Consider the following 22,191-nt stretch of genomic DNA (forward strand, 5'->3'; position numbering starts at 1 on the left):
AACGCCACTTTGGAAAACAAAAGGGAATGAAATCCACAAGCAGCGGAAAATATGATATAATTTTCAGATAAAATAGCATACTCAAAGTATGGAGACAAAGCAGCGGAGGTATGGAATGGGTCGCAGTAAGCTATTTATAGGTATAATACTATGCATGATGCTGTTCGTTTCATGCACCGGGATAGAATCCGACGGAAGTATGGTAAAAGATGCTGCTGTTACGGAGGAAAAACCGGTTACGATCGCATTTGCTCATAAAAGCTTTAATTCTTATTTTTATGCTATCATGAATGAATCGGTAAAAAAGGCGGTAGAGGAAAGAGGATGGGTCTTCCAGAACTCTGTGGCCGATTATGATCCTATGAGGCAGAACCAGCAGATCGTAAATTTCATTAAGCAGGAACCGGATGCGATTATTACTACTGCAATCGACAGTATATCCATTGAGGAAGGGATTCGCCGGGGAAATGACGCAGGAATACCTATGTGTACCATTGATACCAATGCGGTAGGAGGAACGCTGGCGATCGATGTAAGCTTTGACAACTATAAGGCCGGGCAATTGGCAGCAGAGGCCATCGTGGAACAATTGATTGAGAGGTATGGGGAAGCAAAGGGAACCGTATTTAATGCTTACGGGAAACTCACAAGCAATGCATGGAGGCTTCGAAAGGAAGGGTTTGAAGAGGTAATCAGCCAGTATCCTAATATAACCTATTTGCCGAAGGCAACGGAAGGAAGACCGGAGCTGGTGAAGGAAGAGCTTACCAAAGCTTTTGAAGAAGGAATAGAAATTGATGCTGTTCATTGCTCCAGCGAGCATCCGGGAAGGGGACTGGTGGAAGCTCTTCAGGAATCAGGACATTGGTATCCCTTTTGGAAGGAGGGGCATATTATCCTTGTGACAATTGATGCGGAACCATATTTCGTAAGTTTAATCAATAAAGGCTATGTAGATGCCGCTGTTGCACAGGATGTGATCGCATATGGCGATATTACAGTGGATCTGTTGGCAGATTATGTTTTGGCTGGAAAGGAAATTCCCGAAGGCGAGTATTTTTGCGAAGGAACCTACTGGCAAAGCTGTGATATCAGTATTGCAGACAATCAGGCGAAGGTCACGATTCCGCCATATATTATCAATGCCGATAACAGTAATGATATCAGGCATTGGTCGTACATCGCGGAAAAGCTGTGGGGATTTCAATACAATAAGTAAATGAGCGCCTGTTTTAGCGGCGTAAGGAGTGTTAATGGTTAACGGATGTCTTGGCATGATAAAAGAATGGGGATTGAATAACCTATATAAATACAGCATTTATAGAAGACTGATCTGGTGCTTTGTTTATATGTCTGTTTTGCCGATACTCCTGATCGGAGGGTATAATGCGGTGTACTCCTTTTCTAAAAATGAGCAGGCAGCAAAGATCTTCCTGCAGGAATCTTCTTCCCAGATTGCCAATAATATCTCTTATTATATGTTTTCTCATATGAATTTATTGGAAGAAGTCGCAATGAACCCGGAGATTGTGAATGACCTTATGATTTATAATCAAGTAGACTGGAACCAGAAAAGTGATATAGAAAATCATATACGTTTGGTTATGGGCAGTACTTTTGGGTCGAGCGGCGCTGTTAATACCTGTGAAATGGTCTCCGTGAACCGTTCCTATTTCTATTATCCATCCCCCGTATCCAATGGTGATTTTGCAACCAGCAAGCTGCTCTCCAGAGAAGCGAGGCAGGTCCTTATGAAGGTAAGCCCTAAGGAGGTCCCAAGCGACCAAAGCAGCTATGTAATATTGACAAGGGGTATATACAGCGATGAAGGATGTGTCGGAAACATTGTCGCAGCCCTGGACTTGTCCTACTTTAATAAGGTGTGTTATGAAAATGTTACAAATCTCTTAAATGAGGTAATGATTATTGATGAGAACAATATTATTATAAGCGCTTCTAACGAAGAACAGGTGGGAGCTGTCTTCGGCGGCGATAAGATTCTTTCCATATCCATTTCAAAACCGATTTCTAATACGAATCTGACCATAGTTAATAACATAGACATGCAGACGCTTCTTAAGTCGGCTTTTATTCAGTTTGGAATCACCTTATTTACCGCAGTGCTGTTTGCCTTACTGGCTTTTATGTTTGCCATATTGTTTACAAGAAGCGTTACCGAGCCTATCAACCGCTTAATGGAGGAAATGAAGAAACCGAAGGTAGAGAAGTTCGTAGAGGACGATGGGAGAGATGAATATCATGCGGTTATAGAAGGCTTTAACAAGATGAGCAGTAATCTTGTGGAGGCTCTTCAGAAGCAGTATGATATTAAGCTGCAGGAAACAAAGCTAAGGGAGCTTCGGAAAGAAGCGGAGCTTTCTGCGCTTCAGCAGCAGATAAATCCGCATTTTTTATACAATACACTGGAATCCATATACTGGAACGGGCAGCTGGAAGGGGACGAGGAAATCAGTGAGATTGTTAATGCACTTGGGAATTATTTAAGGGTTATTATCATAAAAGGGCGGGAATACATTACCATAGAAAATGAAGTGGAAAGTGTAAACAACTATATTTTTTTACAAAACAAACGTTTTGAGAATCGGATCGTAAATTATTGGGATGTGTCCATGTCCATGCGTCATACCAAAATTATAAAGCTGGCGATCCACCCGATTGTAGAGGATGTGATTTCGGCCAATCTGGATGATCTTGAAAGTCAGATTGACATTAGCATATCTATTGTGGAGGAACTTGATACCATTCGGGTAACTATGACTGGAAATGCTGTAGAATATTTCCTGAGTCAGCTCGATAAAACGCAGATAAACACCAGGGGTATTAACAGTGTGGATGAACGGCTGAGACTTTACTATGGGGAAGCCTTCGGCGTAATTATGGATAACGAAGCGGAGAAAATCAGGGTAACAATGCCGGTATATAAGGACAATGGAAGCGAAGGTAAAAAACAATATGGATAAGTTTGTAGGATACCTTAGAAAAATTTCGATACGCAGACGCCTTTTTTACGCCTTTATGATATTGTGCGTTATCCCGATTTCAACTGTGATCAGTATCAGCGCAGCTGTAGAATTTCTCTATTATAATGATAACCTTAGAAGCAATTATGATAATTTTGCCTATGAGTCCGATATCCGTGTCAATGACATGTTCGAACAGATGGAATTAAAATTCAAATATTTAAAAGAGAACAACGACATCTTAACGGACATATATTTATATGCAACCTCTCCGATATACCAGACCGAGGAGGTAAGCAACCGGATTGAGAATACGATAGCAAGTATTGTTTCCAATCAGGAGGAGATAGACTATGCGGCAATTCTCCTTGAGGATGGAACTTCATTTTTATATACCAAGACGCTGATTAATGAAAAAGAAATCAGAAACGGTCTGGAGGATGATTTAAAATGGCATTATCTGGACTATGGAAAGCAGCCTGCCCTGTGCAGAACAGAAATGGTTGAAGTAGATTATACCAGCGGATTGAGGGCAAGATATGTCGTGCTGATCAATTTGGACGCGGTGGAGAGCGTGCTTAATAACGCCGTGGGTTCGGCAAAGCAAAAGATTGCTGTCACGGATACCCAGGGAAGAGCCGTTGCCGGTTCCCAGTTCGAGAACCCGGAACTGTTTTATGAGGTTACGGTTCCGATTTTAGACACGGGACTTAAAATAAAAAATACATTTATTCAAACAAAATATGATCTGCTTGGGCTGATAACTACGATTGTAATATTCCTGTTCGTTGTAATTGGTGCAGGCGGCACTTCCTATCTGGTGAATGAAAGCATTAAGATTCCTTTGAACCGGTTACTTGGACGGATGGAGCAGATTAAGGAAGGAGATATATTTATCGAACCGGAGGAAGAAGCAGATATAAATTCTCAGGATGAGAATGAAATCTTAAACAGGGTGTTTACCTCGATGCTTAACAAGCTAAACGAAGTGCTGGAGGAAACCTATACCACGAATATAAATGAAACGCAGCTCAGGACCAGAATCAAGGAGCTCGAGCTGGTAGCCCTGCAGCAGCGTATTAATCCTCATTTTCTATATAATCTGCTGGACAATGTATTCTGGATTGCACAGATGAAGGACTATGAAGAAATCGGAGAGATGGTATCGGCTCTTGGTGAGTTCTTCAAAACAAGCGTATCGGAAAAAGGTGCCTTTGTGTCCATCAGTACGGAGATTGAAAATGTTAAAAGCTATGTATGCCTGCAAAAGATTATGCACAAGAATCAGTTCGATGTATTATGGAACATAGATTCCGGGATTGTGCATTATAAAACAGTGAAGCTCATTTTGCAGCCCATTATTGAAAACTGCATTGCTCATGGATTTGAAGGGATAGAAGGAGGGGGAATCATCCATATTACGGGAAAGAAGGAAGAGAATACGATCGTTTTTCAGATAAAGGACAATGGCAGCGGTATGGAAAAAGATGCCTGTGACAGAATAATGTTAGCGATGAACAGCTCGATTCTTGGAGTAGGGGATAGTATTGGAATGAGAAACGTAAATCAGAGAATTAAGATATACTTTGGCGAGCCTTATGGTATAAGTATTAAATCGAAAATAAATGAAGGTACTACAGTAAGTCTGTGTATCCCGGTTAAGGAGTAAGCTATGTATAGATTGATGGTAGTAGAAGATGAGAACATGATACGAAAAGGTATCGTAAACAGCATCCCGTGGCAATCCTTGGGATTTGTAGTCGTAGCGGAAAGCACGAATGGAAAGGCTGCCTTGGAACAGCTTGAGAAAATTCAGGTGGATGTTTTATTGACAGATATTAAAATGCCGGTTATGGGAGGCATGGAGCTGTCCAAAATGGCGAGGCAGCGATATCCCGATATTGAAATTATCATCCTAAGCGGGTTTGCGGAATTTGAATATGCCCGTCAGGCAATTAGTTTTAGGACCTTCGATTATTTATTGAAGCCCGTTAATAAGAAAAAACTGCTGGATACCTTTACCGCCCTGAAGGAGAATATGGACCGCAAAAGGGAGATCAAGGAAGAAATATATCATAGCAATATTTACTTGAATGCAGGATATGAAACCCTCAGGAATGAATTCCTCCAGTCCATGTTAGATGGGGATATCAGCCTCTTTAATGATTTCGAGGAGAAGACAGCCTCTTTGGAGATGGATTTCAGCGGCCATTATTTTGCGGCGGCAACGATCAAATTCGATAGAAAGAGTATCTTCACAGAGCTGGAATCCACATGGGGCACCGATAAACGCTTGCTTACCTTTGCCTATCGGAATATCATAAATGAAGAATTGTGCAACATTGATGATGTTTATTATATTGTAGAGGATTATGATACGATCAATTTTGTATTCTGCTTTCCGACAAAGGAGAAACAGGATGCGCTGATGATTCCCTGTCTGGAAAGTATCAGTGAAAGTATCCATAGCTGCCTGTTTAAGAATGTGACAGTGCCCTACACCATAGGAATTGGTTTGAGTTATCCTTCTATCCACTATATAGCAAAATCTTTCATTCAGGCAAAAAAATCAATTCAGAATAACTTTTATCTTGGGGAACATAGAGTCCAGGTCTATCAGGATAATAATGAATCCAAGTACGAACAGAATTTTATCCGTTTTTACCCGGAAGAGATGGAGCATGTAGCTGTCGCTATCAGCAATGGAAACCATGAGGATACAAAAAAATATTTGATGGCTATGTTCCGAGAGCTCGCAGAGCAGAATTTACTGCCTGAGATTGTGAAAAATTATTGTATCGCCCTTAAACTAATGGTTCAGTCCAAAATTACAAATAGCAATGGGATAATGGAGGAAATTATCGGAGATGAGTTTAATGAATTTGTAAAAGAGGCATTAACGGTCAAGGAACTGGCAGCTTATATTATCTATGTCATGGTGACGCTTGCAAAAGAAATAGATGAAACCATTGCCCCGATGGAAATTAAAGAGCAGCAAATGATCATCGATAAGGCAAAAGCATATATTGCGACATATCTGAGCGAAAAGATTACGCTTAGAATGATCAGTGAGCACGTCTACTTGTCGGAAACTTATTTCAGTTTTTTGTTTAAGAAGGTCACCGGAATTACTTATATTGACTATATTCAGAAGCTTCGTATGCAGGAGGCCAAGAAATTACTGGTAAATACGAATTATAAAGTTTATAAGATAGCGGAAATGATAGGATATAGCGATTACAAGTACTTTTCCGTGCAATTTAAGAAGTATGTGGCGCTTACACCGAAGGAATACAGGAATCGGGGAAGACGGGAAGCGGAGCAGCTGCAGGAGGTATAAGGCTCAAAGACATTAAGAATGTAGTATATTTTTGGGAAAATAAGTATAAATCTTGAATATTATTCAAGATAATTATGATTTATACTGCTATCAATATGTATTATTGTTCATGGGGGTAATACGAATGAAAAAATTCCTGAAAAGAATGAGTTTACTGCAAAAATTAATTAGTGTCATATTAACAGTGGTTTTTGTTCCAATCCTGATTATTGGAATTATGGCTACAGGAATATCGAAAGCAGCTCTGGAGGAGCAGTCCAAGAAATCAAAGGAGGCCCTTGCTTCGCAGACAGCCGATATGATCGACCAAGAGATGGATCGGATTAATCAGATGTTTCTGCAGGTTTCTTTAAGTACTGCATTCCAGGACGTTGTCAATAATCTGGAACCGCAGAAGGGACTTAGCGATAAAGAAAAAGCAGAGTGGAGTATGGAAAGAAAGAAGCTCTTGCAAGTGCTCGATAAAGAGATTCAAAGTATTACGATTACAAATAAATTTATTAACAGTCTGTCATTAATGTATGTTACCGGAGATGTAATAGGTCCGGTCGCCACGCTGCCCGAAGGTGTTACAGATGTCCGTGAAACCGTTGTTTACCGGAAGCTGATTGACAGTACGGATATGATATGGTTAAATGCCGACGAGGTGGATACCTATGTGAATGATGGATATCTCACTGTCGGAAAGGCGGTTAAAAGCTTCTACTACTCGAATACGCAGTCGGTTGGAGCGGTTAAGATCGAATTAAGTTATGATGCATTTATGTCTATGCTATCTAAGATAAAAGTCGGTGAGAATGACAGCTCTTATCTGATCGCGTCTAATGGCAGCAGGATTTCTGCTCTTCCATACAGCGAAATGGTAAAAGGAGAGGAAGAACTTGTTTTTACAGAAGTGGAAGAAAGAGCGAAGCTGGTTGATGCCGATACCTTTACCATGGAGGTAAATGGCGTCAGCACGATTGTTACCTATAATAAATGCGATAAATCAGGCTTTATTTACATAATCAAGATTCCGGAAGCTGAAGTGCTTCAGGGGTCCAATGAAATCAAGAATCTAATCATGCTGGTGGGAGCTGTTTTTTCAGCATTAGCCGTATTTGGGGGATCGTTCTTTGCACTTAATATGACAAAGGCATTGAAGGGTGTGGAAAAAACAATGTCTCTTTCAGCTGAAGGCGACTTGACAGTCACAGCAAGAACAAAGCGTACCGACGAGATCGGAAAGGTAGCCAGTTCTTTTAACGCCATGGTGAAAAGTCTCCGGACGCTTATATCACAAAGCAATGAACTGTCGGAGGAAGTGAGCAAAACAGCAGAAGCCTTGTCAAAGATATCCGCGGCAACAACTCGTACTGCGTCCGAAATATCCAGTGCAATTGATGATGTTGCAATGGGTGCGGGGATGCAGAGCGAGGAGATTGACAATAGTGTGCAGGTTTTCGCCAGTTTAGCTGATGGAATCGGCCATGCGGTAAGCAGTACGAATGCCATGGAGTCTGCGGCTAGAAATGTTAAGAACTATACGGTAGAAGGAATTCAGGCGGCACAGTTACTCGATGGGAAAGCGTTAGAGGTTATCTCTATCACAGAAGGGGTTGCCGAACAGATATCAGGACTTGCAAAAAGTATAACAGTCATCAATGAGTTCACGGAAATTCTTAATACAACTTCAGAACAAACGGAGCTATTATCCTTAAATGCCTCCATCGAGGCAGCAAGAGCAGGTGAACATGGAAGAGGTTTTACGGTTGTTGCCGAAGAAATCAGAAAGCTTGCGGAGCAGTCAGGGAGGCAGACAGAGAAGATAGAGAGCCTAACCAAGGAGATCCTGTCAAAAACAAAGGCTTCCACGGAATTTATCATGAAAGCGAACACGGTAATAAAAGAGCAGGCAGAATCGTCAAAGGCTTCGGCAGATTATTTCGATAAAATTGATACGGCAATGAACGAACTTCTGCAAGATATGAAAAAGATTATGGAGGTAATTCATAAAATAGATCAAGACAAAGACAGCGTTCTTGGCAGCATCAATCATATTGCGGAGGCTTCCGAAGCAGCAGCGGCAGCATCGGAAGAAGTATCCGCATCTACGCAGGAACAGCTGAATACTCTGGAAGAGCTTGCTAATATGGCAGTTATGCTGAAGAACTGCTCTAAGAATCTGGAGGAGAACCTGAAGCGTTTTATGGTATAAGCTAATGGAAACAATATTGGTCTCCAAATCGGCAATATCCCAAATGGGTCAAAAACCTATTGACAAGATTGCATAACGCAGATATAATGCTGACAAGTATACTTGTCAGCATTATATCTGGTTTTAGACTTACTGAAAAAAGTTCATATGGTTGCTACTCTGATACAATAACCTACGATTAAATATAACAGTAAAGGAAAGTGATACTATGATAGAAGTTAAAAATCTTACCAAACGTTACGGTAAATTTGTTGCCAACAGTGATATCACCCTCACTGTTATGCCTGGAGAACTGACGGTGCTGCTTGGCCCTAACGGCGCCGGCAAATCCACGCTGATTAAAAGCATTTGCGGACTCCTTCGCTTTAATGGATCAATAACCATCAGCGGATATGATAACCGGAGCATTGAGGCCAAGCGCATTTTGGGTTATGTTCCCGAGATGCCTGCGCTTTACCCCATGCTGACTGTACGGGAACATCTTGAGTTTATTGCCCGTGCGTACGAGTTGGATTCATGGGAGGTATTGGCCGATGAGCTGCTGGGCAGGTTTGAACTGGATGACAAACAAAATAAGCTCGGCAAAGAGCTTTCTAAGGGTATGCAACAAAAGGTGAGCATTTGCTGCGCAGCACTGACTCGTCCACAGGCGGTCATTTTTGATGAACCACTGGTTGGCCTTGACCCCCACGCCATCCGCGAATTGAAAAAGCTGATTGCTGAATTTAAGCATAACGGTTGTGCCATGATCATTTCCACCCATATGATTGAAAGTGTCGAGGAAAATTGGGATACCACCTGCATCATGACCAAGGGAAAAATTGCCCGTTCCTGTCGCCGGGATGAACTTGGAAGCGGGGATCTGGAAGATCTGTACTTCACTATTACCGAAGGAAGCGGGGTGAAAGAGGCGTGAAGAGTCATTTCTATTTACTTCGCACTAGTATCAAGAACAGGTTCAAGGATGTTTTGAGAAAACCGGGCAAGCTTGTACTCTATTTGCTCATTGTTTTGGGATTTATTGGAGCGCTTGCGGCATCATTGTTTGGTGCTACGCAAAGCAAAGGTGATTTGCCGGCTTCTTATCTTCTCGCGGTTTTCTTCGCATTCCTGACCCTTTTTTATGGTATGGCAATACAAAAGGGGCTTGCCTCCGGCGATGCTATTTTTGAAATGAACGATGTCAACCTGCTGTTTGTGTCCCCGGTCAATCCACGTGCTACATTGCTTTACGGAATTATCCGGCTTGCGGGTATGTCGTTTTGGGCTGGATTTTTCATTTTGTTCCAAGGCAGTACCTTGGCTAATTTCGGCGTAGGCTTTGGCGGGGTGCTCATCCTTTTTGTGGCGTTTATCCTTAATATGATGGTGTTGACACTGTTGACACTGGTAATTTATAGTATAACAAACGGGAAGCCTGTGAGAAAGCGAATTGTGCGTATTTTTGCAGTTGCGATTTTTTTTCCGCTCATCGTATCTTTTATTACCAGTTATTTGACAAACGGTGATTTTTTTCTCTCATTGAACAATATCATTGCTTCTCCTATTCTCGCTGTGACGCCCTTCATAGGATGGGCATCCGCCGGTGCCATTTCCTTGATTAATGGGAATCTTCTTGCTGGCTTCGGCTGGCTGGCATTGTTGTTTTTTTCCGGCGTGGGTATGCTCCTATATATCATGCTCAGTCGCTCGGACTATTATGAGGACGCTTTGGTGGCCACAGAAACCGCTTATGAAAAAAAGCGGGCGGCGACAGAGGGCGATGTGCAGGCGACAGGTTCGACTATGGCTAAAGTCAAGGTAAAAAAGACAGGACTTTCGGGCAAAGGGGCACACGTATTTTTATATAAGCATTTACGAGAAACCTTCCGGAAAAATCGTTTCGGCTTTTTTAGTATGTACACGATTATAACAGCCGGTTTTATTATTGGAGCTTCTATCTTTGTTTTGAATGGTGATTATATTATTACTGTACTACAGGTCTTAATGTGGATTCAGATTTTCATGATCGGAACAGGGCGCGGGCTATTAGAAATATACTCCCATTATCTTTACATGATACCAAGTTCACCTTTTAAGAAAGCCGTTTGGAGTAATATGGAACTGATTGCAAGAACATTTGTGGAAAGCGTACTTTTCTTATGTATCCCCGGCCTGCTCATGAGGAGTAATCCGATTATCATTTTATGCAGTATGTTAGTGTATGTTCTGTTCTCTTTCCTGCTGCTGGGGGTTAATTATTTGTCAATGCGCTGGACTGAAACCAACATTTCTCAAGGTATTGAAATAATGATTTATTTTTTCGTCGTCGTACTATTCATGGCTCCTGGCCTTGTTGCGGCCCTCATTATAGGTTATTCGATGCATAGTTTTGGAGGGACAGTGCTGGCATTGCTTATTTTGTCTGGTTGGGAATTGACTGTGGCTTTCGTTTGTTTTGCGCTGTCGAAGAACATCTTGCATAACTGTGACATGCCAAGTATGAAGCAAGCCGCAAAATGAGGTTTTCTATTGCGCAAGAGCTCCTAATATTTTATATAAGGTTTTATAGAGGAAGCTGGCCTCTTCCGATTCCAATTTTATACAAGCGCCGATAGATTTCGGTATTTGGACCGCTTTCTCCTTTAGCGCATAGCCGGCCTCGGTTAAGGTGACATTTAATACTCTTTCATCTTCCTTTGCCCTGCTGCGCTCTATCCATCCCTTCTGCTCCAGCTTTTTTAAGACCGGTGTCAGAGTTCCTGAATCAAGATACAAGTATCCGCCCAGTTCCTTTACATTCATCTGCCTATGTTCCCATAAAACCATCATGGTAATATACTGGGTATAGGTTAAGTCGAGCTCATCCAGATAAGGCTTGTATTTCTTCACGATTTCCTTGGAGCAGGCATATAATGGAAAACATAATTGATTTTCCAGCTTTAAGACATCATATTGTTCGGCCATAAGGTCCCCCCGTTTGTGTGAATCTTTAATATTTAATTTATCATCTTTATGCGTTTTTGGCAAAGTCTTTTGCTTAAAGATGAGCATTGATAAACTGCAGGAGATTTGCTCTGGGTTGAAAGCCTACCTGCATGTCTACTTTTTCGCCGTCTTTAAAAAGGACAAGCGATGGTATATTCTGAATAGCGAACTGGCTTGCAAGGGCCGGATTTTCATCTATGTCTATATTAAAGAACGACACCTTACCGTTAAGTTCTTTTGAAACATCGTCCAGAATCGGAGCAAGCATTTTGCATGGTCCGCACCATTGTGCCGAAAAATCGATGACTGCCAACTTGCTTTCTTTCACCTTGTTAAATTCTTTTTCTGATATTTTCTTCACCATATTTTTCCTCCATTTCCTTATGCACTTTTTTGTTCTCTTCTTTTTTGGTCTAAATAGGACGCAGCTGATAATGCGGCAATGTTTCCTTCTCCGGCTGATTTAATGTATTGATATGGCTTACCCACAATATCTCCGCATGCGAAGCAGCCCGGTATACTGGTTGCCATCTGCTGGTTCACCATTACATGGTTATCCTCGGTCTGAAGGCCCGGAACGAGCTGGCTGGGGGAGACGCTCTCCCGTAGGATAAAAACGCCGTCCACCTTGTAGTCATGTTCCTTCGTCTGCAATGTCTCAACCTGTTTTGTACCGCATATCTTCATAGGAAGCTCACGAATCACTTCAATCTCATCGGAGACGGAGACATCTTCCTTATACATAGGGAAGTAATAAACCTTTTTGGCGACCTCCGCCATGAATTCAGCCTCGGCTTCTTCCTTTTTGCTGAATCCGATGATTGCTACTGTTTTATTTTTATATAGAGGGGCGTCGCAGGTAGCGCAGTAGCTTACCCCCTTTCCTAACAATTCGCTTTCGCCGGGATAAGGTTTCCCGAGGACCACACCCGTCGCCAGAATAACGGAGCCGGCTTCATACATTTGATTTGCAGACTGAAGAGCGAAGTAGCTGCCCATGGCATAAACTGCATTTACTTTTTCTTCAGTGATCTCAATATTCATTGATTCGAGATGGTTTTGGAAGATTTTTCCCATGTCGTCTCCGCTTACGGAGGGCAGACCGAGATAATTCTGGATGGTATGCGCCTTCTGCACCTTGGTACTTAAGTCCTTGCTTCCAATCAGCAAAATCTTTTTGTTGCGGATTTTTGCAGTAATGGCGGCAGACAATCCTGCCGGTCCGGTACCTATGATTGCAATGTCATATTGTTCCATGTCGTTTTTCCTCATCCTTTTATTTTCCATTTGTAATCGTGCATATATTTCCTAGCTTTTTGCCAAGTTTAATATCTTTCCTGCAAAAGTTTGTACCTCTTTTAAGTCTTCCGCATTGGGTTTGCCTTTATGCAGCATTTTAAAACTTCCTCTGCAGTGAAATTCTCTCTCATCCACCGGAATGCCTTTGTCCTCCAATAACTGTTTGACCTGCTTGTATGTGGAAGGAAGCAGAGCGGCGGAGCTGAAGCAGACCACCTTCTTAACCTTCGTATTATCCAGAGAGGCGATAAATCTCTTTATCTCGCTGTCGACACCAGCGGCATATACGGAGCTTCCAAGAAATAAAATATCCACGGGTTCTGTGATTGGCAGGCTGACAGTTTCTGCGGAAATTCCTACGGCTTGTCCGATTGCATCTGCTAGTTTCTTTGTATTTCCGGTTTTTGAATAATAACGAATTGCAGTTGTCATCTGAATTTCTCCTTTTAATTTTGGTTAATTAAATTGCATACAATCATTATAGAATAGATTGTACACAATTATTTTGGGATTGTCAATAGCTTTATTGCAAGGTCACAATGAATTTCGTAAAAGTATGCTCGTCACTCTTTACGGAAATGTGTCCTTTATGGGCCTGTGCTATGGAGGAAGCGATAGCCAGCCCCAGACCATATCCCCCGGATTCCCGGCTTCTGGAAGTATCGCTTCTGTAAAACCTTTCAAATACTTGCTTCTGGTCTTCTTTTGGAATGCCTTTTCCGGTATTCCCGATTTCCAGTATCTTCTTTTCGCCATGCTGGGAAAGGCTGATAGAAATGCGGCCGTTGTCATCGGAGTATTTGAAGGCGTTATCCAACAAAATAGTAGTAAGCTGCTTAATACTGTTTTCGCTGCCATTGAAGAAAATATTTTCATCAATCTCTATTTCATATTTTTTTCCATATTCATAGGCCATGCTTTCGAAGGAAAGCGCTACATTTTTCACCGCAGTACTCATGTCAAACTGGGAAAAAACCATGGTTTGATCATAGGAGTCGAGCTTAGCCAGCTCCAAAAGGTTTTTGATAAGTGTGTTCATCCTCTGCGTTTGTGAGAGGATGTGCTTCAGCCATTTGTTGTCCCCGATCCCGGCGGCAAGTACCTCGGCATTGGTGGTGATGATGGTGAGAGGCGTCTTAAGTTCATGGGAGGCGTCGGCAATGAACTGCTTTTGTTTTTCGAAGGTAGTCTGCACCGGCTTTACGATCCAGCGGGAAAGAATCACCACGAGGAAGAAGATGAAGAGAATACCGATGAGACCGATATATAAGCAGGTCCAGAAGAGCCTGAGGGATATATCCTTTTCTACGGAATAATCCATAAAGTATATTTGCAGGCCGTCCTCCCTGTCTCTCATGATATATAGATATTTGGAAAGCACACCGCGCTCGTGCGGGTTTTCCATTACCTTGGCCGCCAGTACGCGAATGGTATCCTCTGTAATATCAGAATTCTCATTATAAAAAACATCAGTAATATTGTCTTCTGAATCATATAGAACAGAAAAGCTGCGGAAGGCATCGAAGCCGCCGATGGGGTTCCCCGGCGGATTTTCGTTTTCTCCGGTCATTTCTTTGCGGTTTTTTACCACGAATCCCTTGTCCTTTTCCAATGGCATATCGGCGATGCGGCAAAGCAGGGAATAGCCCTGATTGCGGCTGGACAAGGTCATGGATATATTGATGACGCACAGAATCAATATGAAAATAAAGCTGATGCAGGCCATCGTGACGAGAATGAACTGGTAACGCATTCGTTTGATCATGGCATTACCTCCAGATAATAACCGATTCCGCGGCTGGTCTTTATCTGAACAGCAGTTCCAAGAGAATGGAGCTTCTGCCTTAAGAAGGATACGTAGACTTCAACATTGTTATATTCGGCATCGGTATCGATGCCCCACACCTTTTCTATCAATAGATCCTTGGGAATGACCTGCTTGGGACTTGCGAGAAATATTTCCATCAACTGGAATTCTTTTGCTCCCAGCTTAATGGAGTTCTTGCCGCAGGATAGCTCCATCGTTCCTTTGTTTAAAGATATATCCGCATAGGTGATGATTTCTCCGGTATAATTGCTGCCCCGTCTGGTCAGGGCCCGTATTCTTGCTAACAGCTCCGTGGTAGAGAAGGGCTTGGCCAGATAGTCATCGCTTCCGGCATCCAGACCGGTTACGATGTCCTGAAGCTCGGACTTGGCGGTCAAAAGAATGACGGGAGTGAATATCTGCTCCCTGCGTAAAGTTTTCAATATGGAGATGCCGTCCATGCCGGGCAGCATAATGTCCAGCAGAATCATGTCGTAGATGCCGGAGCGCGCGTAATCAAGACCCTCAAGGCCGCTTAGTACGGAGTCTGCCATGTAGGAATTCTGGCGCAGTATTTCGCATAAGGCATCGGCAAGCGCTTCTTCGTCTTCTATTACCAGTAACCGCATTTTTTTGTCCTTTCCACATTTGAATGGTGATTTCTATTCCGGAGCACCGGATGTAGGTATATTATAACACGAACCTTAAAATAAAATTGAAAATTTTGTTTCCGGTTTCAAGGTTATTTTAAGATTATTAAATTATTCTTATAAATGGAAAAACAAATGCAGGAGGCACGTATGAAGGAGAAGAAGAAAACGGTGAATACGGATGCACAGGTGAAGGAGAAGATAAGCCTAAGGGATAAATGGAAGAGTATAAAAAGAAAGCAGAAGATTATTTTATCCGCATGTATACTTTTGCTTGTGGCAGCTCTTGCAGCAGGCGGGATTTACTTTTTTGTTATCAGAAAAAATACCGGAGATATGGCGGGGATGCGGCCGGATATGAATGGTTTTGGAGAAAATGTCGTTACGGCCAGCGGACTGACCAGCACGGGGATGACGGAAGAAGAATATGAGCTGGATTTCCTGGAGACGCAGCTGCTCGTGGAGGAAAGCTATCTGGCCATTGGAGATATGGTGGAAAAGGGAACGAAGGCATTTAAGATTTCCGATGAGAGCCTGAAGGAGGCCAAGGAGGAGCTGGAGAATGCAGTTACCGAAACGGAGCTGGCTTATCGGCAGGGACTGATCGATTATGAGCAGAACAAGCTGGATGCGGACAGTACATATCAAACGGCAGCGGTAAATGCGAAATATGCGCAGGCGGAGTATGACAGCTCGTTGGAGCAATCAAAGGCTGATGTAGAGGATTTGAAGCAGCAGGTGGAGGATGCGCAGGAGCTTTATGACGAGTATACCGCTGTGGTAGAGACAGATTATTACTATAGTTATTATAACATCGAGGAGCTGAAGGAGGTTTATTACGACAACTTCTCCTTTTTGATGGATTTATATGAAAGATGGGATATCGAAGGCCTGAACGACCAGTACCCTAACGGTGCCAGCAGCCTGAGCGGTGCGGGCACCGGTCAGGACTCAGATAGCGGGGATACTGCAGCCCAGAGCGATTCCAGCGCTTCCGGCGGTACAGGAGGCATGCTGAGCGGAGGGATGTCGGGCAGCGGAAAAGCCGGCGGCAGCAGCAGCGAGGCTGATAAGCTTACTGTATATGACATGATGGATGAGCTTGTTACAAAGAACGGCGAAGAATATGAAGAGGCTATGGACAATTATGAAAAAGACACGGCGATGGCCATTGCTTCTCTGGATCTTGCGAAGAGTAATCTGGCGACCTTGCAGGCACAGCTTCAGGAGGCGGAGTTGACATATGAGAAGCAGGTAATAACGAGCAAGGTAGATTATGATTCAACAATTGCCGATAGCGAAAATGCGGAGTCAGTATATGACACTGCCGTCAAAAAACTGGATGAGGACTTGGAAGCCTTGAAGGATGACGAAGAAGAGGCGAAGGATAATCTGGAGGTGTTTGAAAATACCCTTGGGGACGGCTATTTCTACACGCAGAGCGCCGGAACAATTGTTATGAACAGAGTTCGTGAGGGCAGTTATCTCGGCACAGAGGATATTCTTCTGGCTTACAGCGATCCGGAGACGGTTACAGTGGCGGCTTCCGTGGATCAGGCGAACATTGCCTCTGTAAATGTAGGAGACAGCGCATACGTGGTTATCAGTGAATACGGAAACTATGAGGGCACGGTGATTTCCATCAACCCCGTATCTTCCTCCGACAGTAAATCAGCAGTAACATATACGGTTACGGTAGAGCTGAGCGGTGATATCAGCAGTCTGGAATCCAATTTGACATCCTATGTCTACCTAGGGATGAGTGAAGAGCAGATGGAACAGATGCAGGAAAGAAATGCAAGCAATGCAGACGGTGTTTCCGGAGACGGTAATTCTACAGGCGGAATGCAAAATGGTGATACGCCAAACAGTGGCTCAGATGGAACCGGCGGCACAGAGAATGCAGGCACGTCTTCAGACGTGAATACTCAGAGAATGGGGGAGAATGCACCAGGTTCAGACGGAGGTAACAAAGAATGATCGGCAAATTAAAAGAAAAATTAAAAAATAGAAAATTTTTGCTCAAATTTCTTCTCGCGGTCATAGCGCTGATAGCGCTTATTGCTGCTTCCGTTTACACGGTATTCATCAAGCCGACGCTGAGTGAAGACAGATATATATATAAAGAAGAGCAGGTACAGAGAGGGGATTTGATTCTCGGAATCATGGAGAGCGGAAACGTAACCTTGGACGAATCCAGCATCGACTATACGCTGGAGCTTGAGGATGAAGATGAAGATGAAGACGAGGATGATTCGGATGACGAGGATGACGATGAAGAAGAAACCATCAAATATTTAGAGATAGAGGATGTCTATGCGGTAAGCGGCCAGCATATCGAAGAAGGAGAGGCGCTTTTTAAGCTGACTGAGAAGAGTGTGGAGGCAGTGAGCAAGAGATTGAATACGCTTTATACCGAAGCACAAATCGCTCTTTCGGAGGCGGAGACAGAATATAAGATAGAGCTGCTTACGGCAAAAGGAACTTATGACACAAGCATGCTGGAAGCCGATAGAGCGGAGTCTACCTATAGTTCCTCCCAGTCCAGGACGCAGGAAAGCGTGAACATCCTTTCCGCAGATATAAAAGTCCTGGAAGCGGATATTGCTTATGCACAGGAGCAGCTTGCGGATGAGGATCTCTGGGAGTCATTGGATGATGCACAGACAGAATATACTCAGGCGTTAAATATCTATGAGGATACGGATGCTCATAATGCAACCGCTTATGCAAGCAATTATGCGGACTATAAAAACGCCAAGGAACAGCTTGATACGATTCAGGGACAGATCGATGAGCTGAATCAGACAATTGAAGACAGTGAGAAGAGCATAGCTAAGAAGCAGAAGGACATTGCGGCAGCACAGAGCGGCCTGGAAGTAGAAGGACTGACCAACAAAAGCGCCTATGATAACGCGGTAGCAGGCGGAGAGCTGGCCGAGGATATTTATAGCTACACGGTCAATTCCCTGGAAGAGGCTGTGGCATCGGCACAGGCAGATATGGATGAGGCGCAGCAGAATCTGGAAGACTTTCAGTCCTTCGTAGGAGATGACGGAATCATCTATGCGGACGGAAGCGGAGTTGTGACAAGCGTGTCATATGAAGCGGGAGATGACTTGATCAATACGGGCGCAATTTTAAGCTATGTAGAAGAAGATGCATATGCGGTAACCATCGACGTATCGGAGGAGGATGTCTCGGCCATAGCAGTAGGCGATAGGGTGGATATCGTTATGAATGCTTATCCCGATGAGGTATATGAAGGAACTGTGGAATCCATAACGACCACAGCCACTTCGGATTATGCATCCACGATCAGCTATCCGGTAACCATTAAGATAGAAGGAGACATTTCCCTGTTGTTCGGAGGGATGACGGCGGATGTAACATTCGTCACGGATTCGGTTTCTGATGTTTTGTACATATCCAAAAAGGCGGTACAGGAAATCGACGGGAAGAGCTATGTCTACATGAAAGGCGCAGCAGGGAACAGAAAGCTTACAGAAGTGGAAACCGGTTTTTCCGACGGTACCAATGTTGAAATTATAAGCGGACTTTCTGAAGAAGATGTTGTTTATATAGAGAGCAAAGTAAGCGCAAGTGATGAAGAATTGACGGAAAGCGAAACTATGGAGCAAGAAAGTTCGGGTGACGGCAATGAGCAGGAGATGTCTGGTGATGGCAGCATGCCGGATGGCGGAGATTTTTCGGGCGGCGAAGATATGCAAAATGGCGGCAGTTTTCCTGATAATGGAGGAGATATGCCTGACATGGGCGGCGGCTTTCCCGGAAATTGATATAAAGGCTGGCGGCTGAAGCTTTAAGGCCGTGAGAAAGGCATGAGGATTAAAAAAATGAAACAGAAATTGATTGCGTTCATGAAGAAAATAAAGGCGGTATTCAGCACACTGACCGGAAATGGAATCGTAAAATGGAAAAAGTTGTATTCCGCAGACAGAAAAAAAGCGTATGCTTTGGCAGGCATTATTTTGGCGGTATTCGTGCTCTGCATCGCCGGCCTCATAACTCTTGCTGTAATAAGCGGCAAGGATGAGGTCACATATAGAGAGGCACAGGTAGAAAAAGGAAACCTGACGGTTGGAGTTACGGAAAGCGGTAATGTAGCTATCGGCACGTCCGAGCAGACTTTCGACTTGGATATCAGCGAATATACGGGAAGCAGCAGCACTTTTTCATGGAACGGAAGCATGGGAGGGGGCATGGGACAAATGCTCCAGAATTCCGGGGCTGCCTCCTCATCATCCACCGGCAGATCGTTAGAGATAGAGGCAGTGTATGTGTCGGCAGGACAGGAGATAGAAAAAGGGACTCCTATTTTAAAGCTGACGGATGAAAGCGTAAACAGCATCAGACAGGAGCTTAAAGAGGATGCTTCCGATGCGCAGATTACTTATGAGCAGACGATGACTAATAAACAAAAGGTGAGTATACAGGCGCAGGGTGACTTGGACATCAATACGGCATATGGAACATATGCAGAATCGGAGTATAGCAATACGGTAGTTACACTGAATGAGTCCGTAGAAAGCATTCAGGAGCAGCTTACCGAGGCGCAGGAGGATTTGACGGAAGATACGGATAATTTGGCAAAGATGCAGACTTTGTTAGCTGAGCAGAAAACGGTACTGGCCAATGCGGAGTATGCGAGGGATAACACCAGCAGAGACGATAATCTGTACTGGTGGATCGTAGCGGTGAATACGGTAAGCGACACAGAGGATCTGATAGAGACGCTGGAGGATGAGATAGACAGTACGGAGGAAGAAATAGAGGATTTGAATAAAAGCATTGCTTCCTTAAGCACGCAGCTTTCTCTGGCACAGAAGGAACTGGAAGCAGGAAGTATCGCAGCGAAGGTGAATAAGGATCTTCGGCAGTATCAATACGAAAATGCGCAGGAAATTTATGACGTGACGGTAGGGCAGAGCAATTTTGAAGAGGAGAAGGCCAAGACGGATTACGATACCGCGCAGGAGAAGCTGAATGAATTCGACAGTGTAATTCAAGAGGGTGTCATATCCTCGGAATATACCGGCGTTATCACCCAGGTTGGCATAAATGTAGGCGACAGCCTGGAGCAGGACGGCTCGATCATTACGCTGAACGATTACGAGGAAGCGACGATAACGGTGACGGTAGACGAAGAGGATATGGAATACGCGCAGACGGGCAATGCGGTAAACGTTGTATTCACAGCCTTCCCGGATGATGTATTCAGGGGAGAAGTCACAGAAATCGGTGATGCGCAGATCAACAGCAACACGAACACCACAACCTATTCGGTTACCGTAACTATTACGGGAGATATCGAAGGCTTGTATGAAGGAATGAGTACGGAGGTTACTTTCATTACGAAGGAATCCGCAGAAGTGCTCTATATACCCAACCGGGCGGTTATCAGAGAAGGAACTGAGTCCTATGTGAAGATGAAGGATGAAAAGGGTAATATGGTAACGAGGGAAGTGACGACAGGATTCTCAGATGGCGTACATGTGGAAATAAAGGAAGGGCTTTCAGAGGGAGATACCATATTAATAGAAAGGTAAGGTTAACAACATGAGATTATCGGAAATATTTAAGCTGGTCTGGCTGAATCTCTCGCAAAATAAATCGAAAGTTTTCTTGACTTCCACCGGTATTATCGTAGGCGCAGCGACGATTATGCTCGTTATCGCCATCGGCACAGGCGGCAAGATGGAAGTAGCCGAGCAATTCAAGAACCTGAATGCGGGAGCCATAGACATCTCCTATGAATACACGGATAACAGCAGCAATGGCTTCGGAGGAGGCTTTCCCGGCGGAAACATGGGAGGGGGTGTTCCCGGAGGCGGCAATATGGGTGGTGGCTTTCCAAGCGATAGAGGCAGTTTTGCAGGAGGATTCCCCGGCAGTGAAGAACAGGCGAATACCGAAAAAATTGTCTTGTCCGTGTCTGACATGGAGGATTTGGAAACCTTCGTTCCCGGAATCGCAAACACCACTATTTCCTATACGACCAAGGCTGATGTAGACGGCGGTGAGTTAGAAGAAACGACGAATTATACGATAGCGGGCGTGAAAAGCAACTATGCCGAGATCAGTAATCTGGAACTGGCCATCGGCGATTTCCTCACTGAGGAAAATGACGAGTACAAAGAAAAGTCATGCGTGCTGGGTTATAGTGTGGCAAAGGAGATATTTGGAAGCATTATGGATGCTTATGACGCTTCTGTATACATCGACAACCGTCCCTATGTAGTGACAGGAGTGTTGTCCGAAATGGGAACGGTGGCATCGGGAATCAGCCCCGATGAAGCAATATTCATCCCTTATGAAACTGGCATCAAATATTTGACAGGAAGCGATATCAGCCCCTCCATTACCGTGGTAGCGGAGGAAGTGAACGAGGTCGATCAAATCATTACATATGTACAGGAAGTGATGGCGGAAAGCTACCCTAATGCGGAATTCACAATAACGGATGCGGGAAGTAAGATGGAAGCGGCATCTAAGTCCAATGAAACGCTGACCCTCTTACTTATCGCCATGGCTGTTATCGTGTTTATTGTCGGAGGCATCGGCATTATGAACGTATTGTTCGTGTCGGTAAAGGAGAGGACGAATGAGATCGGCATACTGAAGGCCATCGGATGCAGTCAGAAGGATATTCTTCTGGAATTCCTCTTCGAGGCGAGCTGTATAAGCCTTATAGGCGCGGTGCTGGGAGTGCTGGTTTCTCTCGGCATTACCCCCATTATCGAGGGCTTTTCCGTACGAGTAGAGCTGAGCCTCTGGGGAGGATTATTATCCTTAGCCTTCGGTGTGCTGACCGGAACCATTTTTGGCTTCTATCCGGCATATAAAGCGTCAGTGCTCATTCCGGTAGTTGCCCTTAACCACGAATAAGACTTGTATTACAAGTCTCCAGACTTAGAAAGGAGCATGGT

General features: G+C 43.9%; 17 protein-coding genes. 11 read left to right on the top strand and 6 right to left on the bottom strand.

Annotation, left to right across the window (positions count from 1 at the left end):
• Positions 1-115: 115 nt before the first annotated feature.
• The 7 genes from V6984_RS01585 to V6984_RS01615 all read left to right on the top strand — a co-directional run bounded on the left by V6984_RS01585 (position 116) and on the right by V6984_RS01615 (position 11,020).
• Entirely contained in the window at positions 116-1,219 is a 1,104-nt protein-coding gene (locus tag V6984_RS01585; RefSeq protein WP_342758072.1) for a sugar ABC transporter substrate-binding protein, read from the top strand.
• 34 nt (positions 1,220-1,253) lie between these two features.
• On the top strand, positions 1,254-2,981 hold the full coding sequence (locus V6984_RS01590; RefSeq protein ID WP_342758073.1) for a cache domain-containing sensor histidine kinase: 1,728 nt from the start codon (positions 1,254-1,256) through the stop codon (positions 2,979-2,981).
• Entirely contained in the window at positions 2,950-4,650 is a 1,701-nt protein-coding gene (locus V6984_RS01595; RefSeq protein WP_342758074.1) for a sensor histidine kinase, read from the top strand. Before V6984_RS01590 ends, V6984_RS01595 begins: the two co-directional genes overlap by 32 nt.
• Before the next feature lie 3 nt (positions 4,651-4,653).
• Positions 4,654-6,321 (top strand): response regulator, encoded by a 1,668-nt coding sequence (locus V6984_RS01600; protein WP_342758075.1) that lies wholly within the window; start codon positions 4,654-4,656, stop codon positions 6,319-6,321.
• 124 nt (positions 6,322-6,445) lie between these two features.
• On the top strand, positions 6,446-8,518 hold the full coding sequence (locus V6984_RS01605; RefSeq protein ID WP_342758076.1) for a methyl-accepting chemotaxis protein: 2,073 nt from the start codon (positions 6,446-6,448) through the stop codon (positions 8,516-8,518).
• Between the two features lie 208 nt (positions 8,519-8,726).
• Positions 8,727-9,434, top strand: a complete 708-nt coding sequence (locus V6984_RS01610) for an ABC transporter ATP-binding protein (protein WP_342758077.1) — start codon at positions 8,727-8,729, stop codon at positions 9,432-9,434.
• Positions 9,431-11,020: a putative ABC exporter domain-containing protein gene (locus V6984_RS01615; RefSeq protein ID WP_342758078.1), complete on the top strand. Its 1,590-nt coding sequence runs from the start codon at positions 9,431-9,433 to the stop codon at positions 11,018-11,020. Before V6984_RS01610 ends, V6984_RS01615 begins: the two co-directional genes overlap by 4 nt.
• Positions 11,021-11,026: 6 nt before the next feature.
• Here the strand turns inward: V6984_RS01615 and V6984_RS01620 are convergent, their stop codons facing one another.
• The 6 genes from V6984_RS01620 to V6984_RS01645 all read right to left on the bottom strand — a co-directional run bounded on the left by V6984_RS01620 (position 11,027) and on the right by V6984_RS01645 (position 15,220).
• Positions 11,027-11,464 (bottom strand): MarR family transcriptional regulator, encoded by a 438-nt coding sequence (locus V6984_RS01620; RefSeq protein WP_342758079.1) that lies wholly within the window; start codon positions 11,462-11,464, stop codon positions 11,027-11,029.
• A 73-nt stretch (positions 11,465-11,537) separates the two neighbouring features.
• The gene (gene trxA / locus V6984_RS01625) at positions 11,538-11,849 is read right to left on the bottom strand and encodes a thioredoxin (RefSeq protein ID WP_342758080.1); all 312 of its coding nucleotides are present in this window, start codon (positions 11,847-11,849) and stop codon (positions 11,538-11,540) included.
• A gap of 17 nt (positions 11,850-11,866) precedes the next feature.
• Positions 11,867-12,772 carry an NAD(P)/FAD-dependent oxidoreductase gene (locus tag V6984_RS01630; RefSeq protein ID WP_342758081.1) on the bottom strand — a complete coding sequence of 302 codons (906 nt, stop codon included), beginning with the start codon at positions 12,770-12,772 and terminating at the stop codon, positions 11,867-11,869.
• Positions 12,773-12,793: 21 nt separating this feature from the next.
• Entirely contained in the window at positions 12,794-13,216 is a 423-nt protein-coding gene (locus V6984_RS01635) for a flavodoxin family protein (RefSeq protein ID WP_342758082.1), read from the bottom strand.
• Between the two features lie 91 nt (positions 13,217-13,307).
• On the bottom strand, positions 13,308-14,549 hold the full coding sequence (locus V6984_RS01640; RefSeq protein ID WP_342758083.1) for a HAMP domain-containing sensor histidine kinase: 1,242 nt from the start codon (positions 14,547-14,549) through the stop codon (positions 13,308-13,310).
• Positions 14,546-15,220: a response regulator transcription factor gene (locus V6984_RS01645; RefSeq protein ID WP_342758084.1), complete on the bottom strand. Its 675-nt coding sequence runs from the start codon at positions 15,218-15,220 to the stop codon at positions 14,546-14,548. Before V6984_RS01645 ends, V6984_RS01640 begins: the two co-directional genes overlap by 4 nt.
• Before the next feature lie 171 nt (positions 15,221-15,391).
• Here V6984_RS01645 and V6984_RS01650 point away from each other — a divergent pair, with 171 nt between their 5' ends.
• The 4 genes from V6984_RS01650 to V6984_RS01665 are packed head-to-tail and all read left to right on the top strand — an operon-like array spanning position 15,392 to position 22,150.
• Complete coding sequence (locus V6984_RS01650) at positions 15,392-17,221, top strand: HlyD family efflux transporter periplasmic adaptor subunit (protein WP_342758085.1); 1,830 nt, start codon at positions 15,392-15,394, stop codon at positions 17,219-17,221.
• Positions 17,218-19,041 (top strand): HlyD family efflux transporter periplasmic adaptor subunit, encoded by a 1,824-nt coding sequence (locus V6984_RS01655; protein ID WP_342758086.1) that lies wholly within the window; start codon positions 17,218-17,220, stop codon positions 19,039-19,041. The genes V6984_RS01650 and V6984_RS01655 overlap by 4 nt, the downstream gene beginning before the upstream one ends.
• Positions 19,042-19,098: 57 nt before the next feature.
• On the top strand, positions 19,099-20,811 hold the full coding sequence (locus tag V6984_RS01660; protein ID WP_342758087.1) for an efflux RND transporter periplasmic adaptor subunit: 1,713 nt from the start codon (positions 19,099-19,101) through the stop codon (positions 20,809-20,811).
• Between the two features lie 10 nt (positions 20,812-20,821).
• Positions 20,822-22,150, top strand: coding sequence for an ABC transporter permease (locus tag V6984_RS01665; protein WP_342758088.1), 1,329 nt, complete (start codon positions 20,822-20,824; stop codon positions 22,148-22,150).
• Positions 22,151-22,191: the final 41 nt, after the last annotated feature.

This window comes from Kineothrix sp. IPX-CK, assembly GCF_039134705.1.
GTDB lineage: Bacteria > Bacillota > Clostridia > Lachnospirales > Lachnospiraceae > Kineothrix > Kineothrix sedimenti.